The sequence below is a fragment of the Spirochaetota bacterium genome (genome assembly GCA_038043445.1).
Lineage (GTDB): Bacteria > Spirochaetota > Brachyspiria > Brachyspirales > JACRPF01 > JBBTBY01.
In genome coordinates, this window is the sequence record JBBTBY010000072.1 from 103,973 (window position 1) to 117,721 (window position 13,749).

Annotated in this window: 9 protein-coding genes; 8 read left to right on the forward strand and 1 reads right to left on the reverse strand. The window is 44.6% G+C overall.

The window, feature by feature from the left end; genetic code table 11:
• Positions 1–34: 34 nt before the first annotated feature.
• Positions 35–907, reverse strand: a complete 873-nt coding sequence (locus AABZ39_11715) for a hypothetical protein (GenBank protein MEK6795439.1) — start codon at positions 905–907, stop codon at positions 35–37.
• A 226-nt stretch (positions 908–1,133) separates the two neighbouring features.
• On the opposite strand from AABZ39_11715, the gene AABZ39_11720 reads away from it, so the two are divergent.
• The 8 genes from AABZ39_11720 to AABZ39_11755 all read left to right on the forward strand — a co-directional run bounded on the left by AABZ39_11720 (position 1,134) and on the right by AABZ39_11755 (position 12,480).
• On the forward strand, positions 1,134–1,445 hold the full coding sequence (locus tag AABZ39_11720) for a hypothetical protein (protein MEK6795440.1): 312 nt from the start codon (positions 1,134–1,136) through the stop codon (positions 1,443–1,445).
• Between the two features lie 102 nt (positions 1,446–1,547).
• Complete coding sequence (locus AABZ39_11725) at positions 1,548–4,712, forward strand: helicase-related protein (protein ID MEK6795441.1); 3,165 nt, start codon at positions 1,548–1,550, stop codon at positions 4,710–4,712.
• A 189-nt stretch (positions 4,713–4,901) separates the two neighbouring features.
• Positions 4,902–8,357 carry a type ISP restriction/modification enzyme gene (locus AABZ39_11730; protein ID MEK6795442.1) on the forward strand — a complete coding sequence of 1,152 codons (3,456 nt, stop codon included), beginning with the start codon at positions 4,902–4,904 and terminating at the stop codon, positions 8,355–8,357.
• 2 nt (positions 8,358–8,359) lie between these two features.
• On the forward strand, positions 8,360–8,833 hold the full coding sequence (locus tag AABZ39_11735) for a hypothetical protein (protein MEK6795443.1): 474 nt from the start codon (positions 8,360–8,362) through the stop codon (positions 8,831–8,833).
• A gap of 18 nt (positions 8,834–8,851) precedes the next feature.
• Positions 8,852–10,528, forward strand: coding sequence for a DUF262 domain-containing protein (locus tag AABZ39_11740; protein ID MEK6795444.1), 1,677 nt, complete (start codon positions 8,852–8,854; stop codon positions 10,526–10,528).
• A gap of 39 nt (positions 10,529–10,567) precedes the next feature.
• Positions 10,568–10,894, forward strand: coding sequence for a hypothetical protein (locus tag AABZ39_11745; GenBank protein MEK6795445.1), 327 nt, complete (start codon positions 10,568–10,570; stop codon positions 10,892–10,894).
• A gap of 111 nt (positions 10,895–11,005) precedes the next feature.
• A complete protein-coding gene (locus tag AABZ39_11750) occupies positions 11,006–11,284 on the forward strand; it encodes a hypothetical protein (GenBank protein MEK6795446.1) in 279 nt (92 codons plus the stop codon).
• Positions 11,285–11,502: 218 nt separating this feature from the next.
• Entirely contained in the window at positions 11,503–12,480 is a 978-nt protein-coding gene (locus AABZ39_11755; protein ID MEK6795447.1) for a hypothetical protein, read from the forward strand.
• Positions 12,481–13,749: the final 1,269 nt, after the last annotated feature.

Below are 13,749 nucleotides of genomic sequence, written 5' to 3' on the forward strand. Positions count from 1 at the left end.
GGATGTGTCAGTCGGCGCGAGACATGCTCTTTCTTTATTGCGACAGCTTTCTTAATAATCCAATACGGGAAACGGAATCGGTACGGCGGTAGAGGGCGGAGATAGTGTTCCAGACCGATTGCGTATTGATGCCGAGGGTTTGCGCGATGTCGCGTGCGGTGCGGGATTCGGATAGGAGTTCTATGACATGCCATTGCGAACGTGTTATATCATAGCGCTTCACCGCTTCGTTATAATCTTTCAGTACATGCGTGCGCAGCGCGCGGGCGGAACGTGACCACTTTCTGCAAGCCGCGCATGATATGAAAGACCACAGAATGAAGAATACGGTCAGTGCGAGGGACATTATCATTGCAGAAAGGAACGCCGAGAGGGAGGTGATGATGCAGCTGAGTGCCGTAATTATCGCGAAAACGGAAAATAACGGTCTCAGGCGAACGGGGAGTGAGTTGCGGCGCAGGAAAACATGGATGAGGGCGGAACAGAATATGAGCGGGAATATCGCATTCAGTATGGCAGTGAGCGTGCCGGAAGAATGCGGTCGGTCCAGAATGAGGACGATCATATACACAACGGAAAAGATGATGACAACGACAGCCGATTTCAACGGGATTTTCGATCTTGTGGCTGAAAATGATGCCATGAGCACGGTGAAGACGATGCCGGTCTCGGCAGGAGCGGCTATTAGCCAATGGGCGAATGTGAGCCACGGCAATGACGGCATGGCAACATGCAGATACGCCCATACACCATCGGTCAAGACGAGGGTGAAGGCGCAGAGGAAGAGCGCAAGGTAGTAACGGAGGAAAGCCACTTTGTAGACGTTCTTAAGCTGCAGGCAGAAAATTATCGGCGGGACGCCGGACAGGATGGCGATGAAGTACAGTACGACGAGAAGATGTTCCATGGGAAGCTCCTTTCATGATATCCATGGGTTCAAGATAGGTGAGAAATGGAAAAAGGGAATAGTACCGGCGGTACCAGATTGGCTGTTTTGGCATCCCCCGAAAGGGTTATAAGAGGCGGTTAGTTGTACATTTGCGACATAATGGTTGGGGTTTTGATGCCGATGATGCCGAAAACGCAGAAAAGAGAAAGACGAAGATAAAAGAATGGGGACAGGGAGAGAAAGAATGTTCACGCGACGACACTTCGGCAGGACTTCGACAAGCTCAGCCACCGGCTCAGTGCATGCGCGAAGGCGCGACGAAGAGGAAGACAGAGAAAAGAGATGGCTCACAGAGGCACAGAGAGCACAGAGAAATGCAAGGAAGGGAACGGGGAGAGAAATAAAGCTCGCGACGACCCTTCGACAAGACTTCGACAGGCTCAGTCCAACGGCTCAGGGCGAACGCAACGACGCGGCGGGGGATATAACGAATATAAGTAAGGAAAATCTTGCAACGAAGACGCTGAAACCATGCTGCAAGAAATGGAATATATGAACACGACAGTTTTTGTCGTAAGTGTATAGCATAATAATCCGTAAAGTTGCCCAATTGTTGTATTTCATGTATACTGAGTGCAGCTTAGTGGAAGTTGTGAATATGGCTGATGCGCAAAACAAGCAAACTGGTGAACTATTCATCGTTGACAACAGCGATGCCGAGTGGAAAGCACAGAAATATCTGTACGACTGGTGCGATATCGCCAAGTCTTTCGATATAGCAACCGGTTATTTTGAGATCGGCTCGCTGCTGTCTCTTGATGGTCAATGGCAAAAATTGGATCACATCAGAATCCTCATGGGAGATGAGGTGTCCAAAAGAACTCGCTCGGTTTTTCAACAGATGGAACAGGGAATGAAGAACCGTCTTGAACAGAGTATGGAACAGGAAAAGGGGAAAAACGATTTTCTTTCAGGCGTGCCTGCCATTGTTCAAGCATTACAAGCCGGGAAAATACAGTGCCGTGTATATCGAAAGAACAAATTCCATGCAAAAGCATATATCACGCATGCGAAACAAGAAGTTGTCGGATCAATAGCGCTTGTCGGCTCGAGTAATTTCACGGTGCCCGGACTGACGGATAATGTGGAACTTAATATACGGGTCCGGTCGGAAGTCGACCGTCTGCAGCAATGGTATGATGCTCATTGGCAGGATGCCGAAGACGTCACCCCGGATATACTCAAGATCGTTGAAAGGCATATTCGTGAATATTCGCCGTTCGAGGTGTATCTCAAATCGCTGCATGAATATTTCCGGAACCACGAACTGACAGCTAGCGAATGGGAACGCGATCGTTCAAAAATATATACGCCTGTTCTCGCACAGTACCAGCGTGAAGGCTATCAGGCGATAATGAAGATAGCGAATAGTTACGGCGGTGCGTTCCTTTGTGATGGCGTCGGTCTTGGCAAAACATTTATCGGGCTCATGATACTTGAGCGTCTGCTCGATCACGATCTTAAGAACGTTGTGCTTCTTGTGCCAAAGGCGGCACGAGCGTCAGTGTGGGAAGCGAAAATAAAAAAGCATCTCCCGACCGCGCTTAATAATCCATTCGTGCAGCTGGAGATCATTAATCACACCGATCTTCTCAGACAGCCCTCTGAAGATATTGACTGGCCTGCGAAACTCAAACAGATAACCGAACATGCCGACGCGATCATAATTGATGAGGCGCACACATTCCGCAATCGTTCATCCAGGCGCTATCGGGAGTTGAAAAAGATCATATCGAACGGCAAGAAACGCAAGCAGGTCTTCCTGCTGACTGCAACACCGGTGAATAATTCTCTGCTCGATCTTCAGCATCAGATCGAACTGTTCACCGGGGATGATGAAAAATACTTCAGTGCGGCGCCATTGGCGATACACAGTATCCCCGGTCACTTTCGGAAGCTGGAGAACGAACTCGAAAAAATAATTGAAGCGGATGCGAAGGGAAAAGTATATATCGACATGACAACCGGGCAAACATCGGTTTTGGATGAACCGCAGGACTTGTTCACCCAGGAGATCGCAGCGCAGCAGGTGCTCATCAACGATTCGCTGTTCAAAGAGATCGTCGTCCAGCGGAGCCGTGATTACGTCATGAAAAGCACAAAAATGGCGGAAGGTGAAAAGGTCATGTTCCCGAAACGGGAAGATCCGCAGGTCGGAAAATATTCACTCAAAAAGGTGTACGGTCCGCTGCTTGACAAGATCGATACGGCTTTCAATAAGCAGAAGCCGCTCTTGATACTGGCCGTGTATTCACCCTATGACCCCGCATACTTCAAGGGAGATGCCTCGAAGTTGGATAAATTCATACTCGGACGACAGCTTATAGTCTCGCTGGTACGGGTGATGATACTCAAGCGATTTGAAAGCTCCATAGCCGCATTTAAATTTTCATGCGAGAATCTTATAATAACTTTATTATCGTTTGTCGAGCGCCATCGACCCAGCGAAGCTGAAAAATGGAAAACAAAGAATGCCGGGATGCTCCGTGATATTATAAAAGAACGGATCGATGAAGAAGATCTCGATGATGATATACTTCCGGAGGAGTTCATACGTCCGTGGGTTACCTTGTCTGAAGAAGAGCATCGTATCGACCTGATGGTCAAGCATACATTATCGGACCTTGAACTTCTTAAAGAATTCCTTGATGACACTAATAAATTACGTCCGGAAAATGACGACAAGCTTCAGAGCCTGATCACTCTCATGCAAACCGATAAGGACCTGAAAAAGCAGAAAGTACTCCTTTTTACCGAGTTTGTGAACACAGCAAAATATATACAAAAGCACCTTACTGCCGCAGGGATAGATTCTATCGCAGAGGTCGACAGTACATACAAGGGAGACCGTGGTTCTATCATCAAGCGTTTTTCTCCGTATTACAACGAAACCACGAGTGCAGAACTCAAAAAGAACGGCGACAGCGAGATACGGGTGCTCATTTCAACCGACGTGCTTTCAGAAGGGCTTAACCTTCAGGATGCATCGCTCATTATCAACTACGATCTTCATTGGAACCCGGTGCGGCTTATGCAGCGTATAGGACGTGTCGATCGCAGACTGGATGAGAAGATCGAGAAGCAGATGATAGCCGATCATCCCGAGCTTTCAAGCGTTCGCGGAAAGGTGCGGTTATGGAATTTCCTCCCTCCCGACGAATTAAATCAGCTGCTATCGCTGTACAAGAAGGTAACTAAGAAAACGCTGCGCATCTCAAAAGTATTCGGCATTGAAGGGAAAAAGCTGCTTACTGGAAATGACAACTACGATGCATTACGCGATTTTAACGCTGCGTATGAGGGAAAATCCACCCCTCAGGAAGAACTGCAACTTAAGTATCAGGGTCTGCTTCGATCGAACCCAGACGTAGCTGCGGCACTCGACGGACTTCCGCTAAAATTATTCAGCGGCAAAGAACATCCGCAGAAAGGTGTGCGCGCGGTATTCTTCTGCTACGCGCTTCCCGGGCAGAATCGTGCGGATGAGCAATGGAGCCTCGCACACGGTATTACGAAGTGGTATCTGTATGACATGGCAGGCAGAGGCGTCAGTGAGGATACAATAGCTATCGATGCGCATATTTCATGCGTTCCAGGAACACCGCGCATTGTGTGTGAAGATCCAGAAAGGCTAGTTGAGATAAGAAAAACAGTAGAAAAGCATATCCATGACAGCTATATGAAACGTTCACAGGTCCCGCTCAATGATTCTAACGATAATCCGCTTAAACCGGTGCTGCTCGCATGGATGGAACTTTCATGAAGAAAAAATCCATGCCTATTTTGGTTCTTATCCTAAACTTGATTATGCGTGCTTTGCGGTATAGTATGAAAAGGGGAAGAATACAACCACGAATAGCACGAATGAACACGAATGAAAAAATATCGGATTACAATATTCGTGACTATTCGTGTAATTCGTGGTTAAAAATCCGAGATCTATGGAGCTGATATGCCCGCCACCGACAGAGACCAAATTCGTGCGATAAAAACATTCCCTTCGCTCCTGAAGTATCTCCGCGACGAGCTTGGATGGAGAATCGATTCTGACGATATTGATGAGCTGACATTCAAATATACTCCCGAAGAACTCAACATCAGCGCTGAGCATGCGGTCGCCATAGAGGAGATAAAGCAATTACGTCCGCTCAGCACCGGACAGGTATGGGGGATATTCTTCGTTAAATTCAAGCCGAAGCGCCTGCCGGTGGTCATGCTTCGGAGGATACTGAGCCATCTTGTCATCAAGAAAAGAACGGGCGGTCGTGATGCGGACAGAAAGACCTGGGGAATGGACGATCTTATCTTTATTTCGAGCTACGGGCAGACGGATGACCGGCACATGACCTTTGCTCATTTTACAACGGATACCAGTACCGGTGATCTGCCAACACTGAAGGTTCTCGGGTGGGACGATGATGATACCCCCCTGCGGTATGATCATGTCATAGCTACACTGAAAGAAAAGCTTCGCTGGCCGAGCGATGAGACCGATGTTGATGCATGGCGAAAAACGTGGAGAAGTGCATTCACGCTGGGACATCGACAAGTGATAAAGACAGCAAAAGACCTTGCCATGCGCCTTGCCGTGCTTGCCAAGCGCATCCATAAGCGTGCGCATACGGTACTCAAGATAGAGACTGAGAACGGCATGCTCCACAAGCTGCACAAGGCGTTCCAGACGGCGCTCATACGCGAACTCACCGAGGATGCATTCGTCGATATGTATGCGCAGACCATTGCCTACGGCCTTTTGACTGCGAGCATTGAGCGGAAAAACCCAGTGCCGAGCGTGCAAACAGGAATAATTTCAAAGAATATTGTCGATATGGTGCCAGTTACCAATCCGTTCCTTAAGGAAATGCTCTCTACATTCCTCACAGCCGGCGGCAGAAAGACAAAGCTCGATTTTGATGAATTGGGCGTGCAGGATGTCGTCGAACTTCTCAATGATCCCGATACGCATATGGAGGACATTCTCCGTGATTTCGGCAAGCGTACGATGCAGGAAGACCCGGTCATCCACTTCTATCAGGATTTTCTCAACGAATACAATCATGAACTCCGCGTACAGCGGGGTGTGTTCTATACACCGCAGCCGGTGGTGTCGTATATCGTGCGTAGCGTGCATGAACTGCTGCAGACGGAATTCGGCCTTGAGGACGGGCTTGCATCGACGATAACGTGGGAAGAATTCAGAGAAAAGCAGAAGAGAACCACGAATGACACAAATAGCACGAATAAAGAAATAAAGATACCAGAAGGTACCGACCCGAATTCATATTTCGTAACCATTCTCGACCCCGCGACCGGCACGGCGACATTCCTCGTCGAGGTCATCGACATCATACACAAGACAATGATGGCGAAGTGGAAGAAAGCCGGTGCAACTGACGGCGAATGTCTTGCAAAGTGGAATGAATATGTGCCGAAATGCCTCCTCCCACGGCTGTTTGGTTATGAACTCATGATGGCGCCGTATGCGATCGCTCATATGAAGATAGGGCTGAAGCTTACTGAGACCGGGTATCAATTTAATAGCGACGAACGCGTTCGGATATTTCTCACCAATGCGCTTGAACCGCCGAGCGATGCGGGACAGCAGACACTCACCGGAATGTTCGAAGCGCTTGCTCATGAGGCGGCGGCGGTGAATGAGGTTAAACAGCAACAGAAATTTTCTGTATTAATTGGAAATCCTCCATATGCGGGACACGCGGCGAATTTAAGTAAAAATGATGATGGCACATGGAATTATATAGGTAAACTATTGCAGGATTACTATTTTATCGATGGGGTGCCATTGGGCGAGAGAAATCCTAAATGGCTTCAGGATGACTATGTAAAATTTGTAAGATTATATCAGCAAACGATTACAATTACAGGCGTCGGTGTAATTGGCATTATTACAAATCATAGCTTTCTTGATAATCCAACGTTTCGAGGGATGCGGCATTCGCTTTTGAAATCATTATCGGAATTAAGATTTATTGATCTGCATGGGAATTTTAAAAAACGCGAGATATCTCCAGATGGCACACCAGATGAAAATGTTTTTGATATACAACAAGGGGTTGCACTATCCTTTGGTATATTGAATTCTTGCGGTGGTTGCGAAAATATAAAGCACGCACACCTTTATGGTCAAAGAAGTTACAAGTATGATGTTCTTTCGAAGGGTAAAAGTAAAGACATATCATGGAGACCAGTGCAGTGTATGCCATCATTTTTCCTTTTTTTACCACAAGATACTTCTACGCGCAAAGAGTATGAGGAATATTTAAGAATACAAGATATTATGCCAGCGAACGTACTTGGATTCCAAAGCCATCGCGATGATTTTGCTATCGCTTTCCAAGCAGAGGAGATTTATTTACGTATTAGTGAATTAAGAGTAAAGACTTTATCTAATAGAGAATTGGCACATAAATATAACATAGAAAATAATCGTGATTGGCAGATTGAGTCAGCACGTGCGCAAGTTCGATATGACAAGAAGTGGCAAGAAAAAATCATTCCTTGCTCATATCGTCCATTTGACAGGCGCGCATGCTATTTTAGTACAGTTGCCATGGATTACCCGCGCAAAGAATTGATAAGCAATGTATTTCAGAAAAAAAACATTTGTCTTGGATTAGGAAGGCAAGGAATAGCAGTTCAAGACCCAATATGGTCTTTAATTTCTGTATCTAGAGAGCCAATCGATGCAAACATATTTAGACGGGGTGGGATTAATGTTTTTCCATTATGGCTGTATCCCGAGGACGATAGTCTATCGTTCTCAACAAAATGTCGCACTAACTATAGCGATATATTTCTAGCGACGCTTGGCGGTAAGTTAGGGATAAAAAATGGCATACAAGGATGTCTAGAAGAGCTCAAAGCAGAAATTATTTTTTCCTATATTTATGCTGTTTTTCACAGTATTGCTTATCGCACTCGATACGCCGAATTCCTTAAAATAGATTTCCCACGTTTGCCGCTCACAAAATCACTCCCCCTCTTTCGTTCGCTTGGCAAAATCGGCGCCGAACTTGTATCACTGCATCTCATGGAATCAAAAATACTGGACGACTTCATAACTGAATATATTGGCTCGCGGAGTCCGGAGGTTGAAAAGATATCATACGAGAAAAAAACGGTATGGGTCGATAAGGATCAGTCAATAGGATTCAAAGGCGTGCCGGAGAATGTCTGGAACTTCCACATCGGCGGGTATCAGGTATGCGAGAAGTGGCTGAAGGACAGAAAGGGGCGTAAGCTCTCCGCGGAGGATATACGCCATTATCAGCGGATAGTGGTGGCGCTCTCGGAGACGATACGGATAATGGGGGAGATAGATGAGGTCATTGAGAAGCATGGGGGATGGCCGGGGGCGTTCGTGACGGGAGAGGCCAAGGAGAAATGAATATGGATGAAAACAAGGCTCCAAGGACAAGAGAATATTTTGCTGAATTGTATGTTGCAGGATTATTAGCTGATGCGGGCTGGACAATTTATTTTACCAGCAGAGACAAAGGTTTTGACTTTATCATTTCAAAGGTTGTTCAGAAAAGAACAATAATCCGTCCTGTCCAAGTTACCGGACTCTATCCGACTGATACAAAAAAGGATAGACAAGTGTACGGCGTGAATAGAACGCTGACTCAATTCCATGAAAACATGGTCTTGATAATTCCAATATTTATTCCAAAAATATATGCCGCCCCAAAGCATGTCGCATACATCACTGCTGAATCAGGCAAGATTGTAAAAAACAGCAAGAACAAATATCGCGTATTCCCGGCAAAGATAAAGAACGGGATTATTTCTCCGAGAAGAGATTTTCAGCAATACTATGATAGGTGTGGTCTAGTCGGTTTGGAAAGCAACAGTTCCGATTAAAAAGATGGAGTCCTCTTTATGTCATACGCAGGTATATCGATACGCGAAGCAATCGAGAAAATGAACAATATCAGTAACGGATGGTTTTTGCCTCAAATACAGCGTCAATATGTGTGGGGAGCACGATATGAATCTGAAAGTTATATATGCTTGCTTTTAGATTCACTTTTCCGACGGTTTCCAATCGGAGGACTTGTGGTATGGGAGACGAAAGCAAAGATAGCCTTTCGTGAATTTGTCAACGATTATGCGCCGGGCAAATTTGCAAAACAAGTTGATGAAGGGCGATGGGGGCATGATAAAGGATTAGTTTATGATGGACAGCAAAGGTTACAAACATTACGTTCTGTTTTGCTTTATACATTTAATGACAGAGTGCTTTGCTTTGATCTATTATTTGATCGTGATAGTTATTCGGCAGACAAAACAGGTTTTTTATTTGTGAACAGAGATGATGAAATACCTGAATATCATATAAGAATGACGGAGCTTATAGGTTTGTCTTGTGACTCAAAGACAAAAGTCATGCTTGAAAAAAAATATTCTGACAATCAGAGGGATGATGATCACAAGTTGCTGGTTAAAGCAAACATCAGCGCATTGTGGGATGTATTTGTTGACAGAAATATCAAATCGATTGCATATTTCCCAGTCGTCTCAGATAATGAAGAGGAAGTAAATGAAATATTTCGCCGGCTGAATATTGGAGGCGTAACATTGACACAAATTGAACTTGTGCTCGCAAAGATAAAGGCGAAATACCCAGGATATGAAGAAAGTCTTTGGGAAACATCGGCTGAGATTGCAAAATGTACTGGCGGCTTCGTCTTTACATCAGCGGAAATATTGCAATTCATTTTCTTATTGGTATTTGGATCGATAAAAGTCGATGTGAATCGAATCAAAGATGAGCACTTGGAACTATTTAACACCCATATTCTTCAAGCCAAAGATGCTTTGCGCGAGTTGTTTGAAGGCTATCTCTGGGACCTTATGAAAATCAACCGCGGAGAGATCATTGACAGAAGACAGGCGTTATCTCCAATAGCCGTTTATTTAGTAAACCTGAAATACAATGGGCATAATTTTAGGATAAAAAGATTTTCGGAAAGCAATATTCAGGCGATACATCAGTATTTTATTCTTTCTCAGTTTTGTGATTGGAATACGCAAACGATGGTGAACGCTTTTGCGGAAAAAGCAATGGAGGCTGGCAAAATCGGGCTGGAATTTCCGATTAATGCCATGAAAGATATTGCTGTGCGCAACAATCGATCTATTGATTTAAGCTATAATCAGTTCGTTTCAAGGGTTTGGCTGGCATTAAAAATACTATTGCCGAATAGGCAATATGTTTTTTATGATGTTACACCTCAAATCGATCATATTTTCCCTCTTGAGCTTGCAGGGATGGATAATGATTATAAGGAAAAAGTCAATATTCTTTGGAATTTTCAGCCAATGCCTGCTGGTGTAAATAATTATAAACGTGCAAAGCATCCTCAAGTGTTTTTTGAAAGTTCTGACGGCAAGAAATACTATGGGGCGTATGATTTCCTGCCATCGTTAAAAAGCGATTATTGGGACGATTATAAAAAGTTTCTATGGCGCAGGCATCTAAAGATGCGAAAAGAGCTTAAGAAAATATACGGTATAGAGATAAAACGATATCGTCCCAGAGCCGTTGAGGTATAGAATATTCTGGAGTTAATAAGAGATGGGGGGGGGGTATTGGTGAAAAAAAATGCGAACAATGATGATACTCGTTTTAATGAATTGTTTGAGAACTGCAAGATGGACTTGTTATACTATCATGATTTCGAGAATGAAATCGGCCTATCTTGCTCTGTGCGGGTTACCGGGCAGGAGATCGTTGTAAGTTCGAGCTTGGGTGGCGAAAAAATTATCCTAAGAGGCAAGGGCATTCGGGGACATTATAATTTAAAGTATCCGCAAGGTGACGGAAATGCAACATTACATAGATTCACTGATGGAAAATTCTTAGAAGGCCAGTGGTCTTGGGGAGGGGCGCGCGGATTATGGATAATATGGCTGGGTTAAAAGTCCATGGACAGATAATGTGAAAAATATCCGTAACAAATAGAGCAAAACTGCAGCTTTGTGTAATAGGGATTGAAATTAACTGTTCGAAACTATGAAGGAGGAACTATCATGCCAAAACCCATTCCTAAAAAGACCGCAAGTTTCGGAGGCGTCAGTGTAAGCCATTTCAGTCCAGAACCGGCGCCCGGAACACCACGGGCACTGAACGTTGTTTTAAGCTTTGAAGAAGCACTAAAGCTTCAAATTGGATTACAGCAACTTCTTCTTCAGCTAAACAGTTATAACCGTGCAACTACGCAAGGTCGCAACGCCGCCGTTAATATTTGCATTTATAAAGACAAAAAAAGAATTACAATTAACGAAGGGAAGATAAGAGCTGGTAGTTAATGATGACGCTCCTCTTTCCCCTTATTCTTCGCGTCTTCTCGTGAGATTCTCTTCTCTGATATGCAGCCCGTCAAGACGGAAAGAAAGCGATGTGCCGAGTTTCTCAAAGCATTCGTGGATACAATTTCCCGAAGAGCCACGGATGAACAATATTGCACACGAAGGGAAACAGGATATGGAATATCAAGTATTAATGAATGAAATGATGACGGCCAATTATGACTGACTGTAACCTATGTCGGCCAGTTAGCCCGAAATCAATTAAGCCGGAGCTGGTAATAGTTATCGGGAATGGAGCAATTCGCAATGGCAGCATGCCTTTATTAAGGCACTTCACTAGCAAAAGGATGTACTACACTCCACGTGAAGCTATTACTGCGCTTGGAGAGTGCACCTTTTTATATAAAGTAGCAAGAAACAACTTGCTTGGCGAACTTATAAAGAATGATGATATTTCAAGAATCAATGAATACAAAAATACAATTGCTGAGTTTTTCAAATTTATTAATGGAATGGCAAAACAATACAAGGAACTTTATAATGAATTGGAGTTTAATGTTGAAATTGATAGCATTAAAGAACGCATGCGTGGAAGAACCACCGGGGTTGTCTCAACGAATTGGGATGAATGTGCTTGGGAAATGACCTTGGGAGATGAGTATTTATTCCCAAATATTATTCAAATACATGGTCGTTGCTCAGATCCTGCTTCATTAATATTACCGACTGAACTGACAACCGATGATGAAATGAAGAAAGTAACCGACCTTATACAAGATGAAAAATTGAAAAACGATGCTTATGAATCAATTATGACTCGGTTGGCAATGCATGGCTGTGAAGAATGTATTACCAGAAGAACCTTAAAGTCAGGCAGATATCTGAAAGAGGCGCATTTTGCTGCGATAGAATGGTTAGAGTCAGCTACAGATATTGTGTTTTGGGGCATCGGTTTCAATGCGTATGACGCTGAATTATTAGCTGTTGTAGACGAGGTCTTCACGCACAAGAAAAATGAACAGGTAAAAGTGACCGTAATAAATACTGATGTCGACACGGCAATATTAACTGGGAAATTGTGTGCTGTTCCCGCGGTTGAGTGGATTAATCCAAATTCGCCGCGCACTGTACACACGATTGAAATTAAAAATGTATGTGAAAACGACACGGTGAGCTTAAATGACTACAATATATGAGCTTTTTTGCTTTAATAAAAATACCCCGAAGAAAGTACGATGGAGTACATCCGTCGAAGGAATAACTTTTTACCTGTACATCCCCCGGCCTGCGATCCCAATACCGTTTCCCGAAATGGTAAAATTAAAAGTAATTCACGATCCTGATGAAAAGAAGTACTATTTTCTGCAGTTGTCAGAGTATCGGGGAGGTGGAACGTTTTTCTTCGATCTCGTTTTCCATTCTGAGCATACAGAAACATATAGATATAATCCCGAGTCCGAATCCGATCGATTGCAGATCGGTGATGTCTATATTCCAAAGCCATTATTGCCTTCCGATGCTCCGAGGAAAATTACCGTTCTTGGCGTATGGGATTCATCAGCGTTTATAATTTAACATCCGATTCTCAGCGATTTCCGCATCTCCGTGAGCTCCGTGGCCTCCGTGAGACACTTCTTTTCTTTCCCTTTCTTCTCCGCTAGATTTCTTGGGGCCGCATATCATGTGATAACTTGAGAATATGCGGATACATCGTCCGCATGATCCGCGTCCAAGTCTCTTGCTCTTTTCGGTGTTCGCTTCGACTAGCTCAGCGCAGGCTCGACGTCTTCGGTGTCATATTTATTTATTCTTTTCCTTTCATCTTCGCGTCTTCGCGTTTGCACTGAGCCGTTGGACTGAGCCTGTCGAAGTCTTGTCGAAGTGCCGTCGCGTGACTAGGCGCATTTACAATTCGATAATACTTATCTATTCGGGAACGATAGCGTCGGAGGAGCAGAGTCACCAGGATGAGCTGTTGCACAGGAAGTGCTTAGTCGATGCGAGCCACGGAGGGCGATTTGCATCGACAGGATGAGCCGGATTACATCGGAAATAAAATCCTGCTAATCCGGTTCATCGTGGTGCTCCCCTTCTTCTCCTGATCCTTAAATAAAAATATGAAGGGCCGCATATCATGTGATAGCATATGGATATGAGGGAGTAACAACTGTATTGCACGTTTCTTTTCCACTCTTCGTCGCGTCTTCGCGTCGTCGCGAGATTCCTTCTCCCCATTTTCTTCTTCGCGGCTTCGCGCTTGCACTGTGCTTGTCGAAGTGCCTTCGCGTGAACTCCTCTTTTCCGATTTGTTTTATTATTGAATCGAAGACGAAGACTTGCCTCACGCCAAGCCGCCAAGAAGAAATTCATTCAAACGATAATTTCTGTAACACAATAAGCGCCCCCCTTCCCCTTTGAAAAAGGGGGAAGGGGCTGGGGGTTAGGGGTGCGTTTTCTCCGCGATG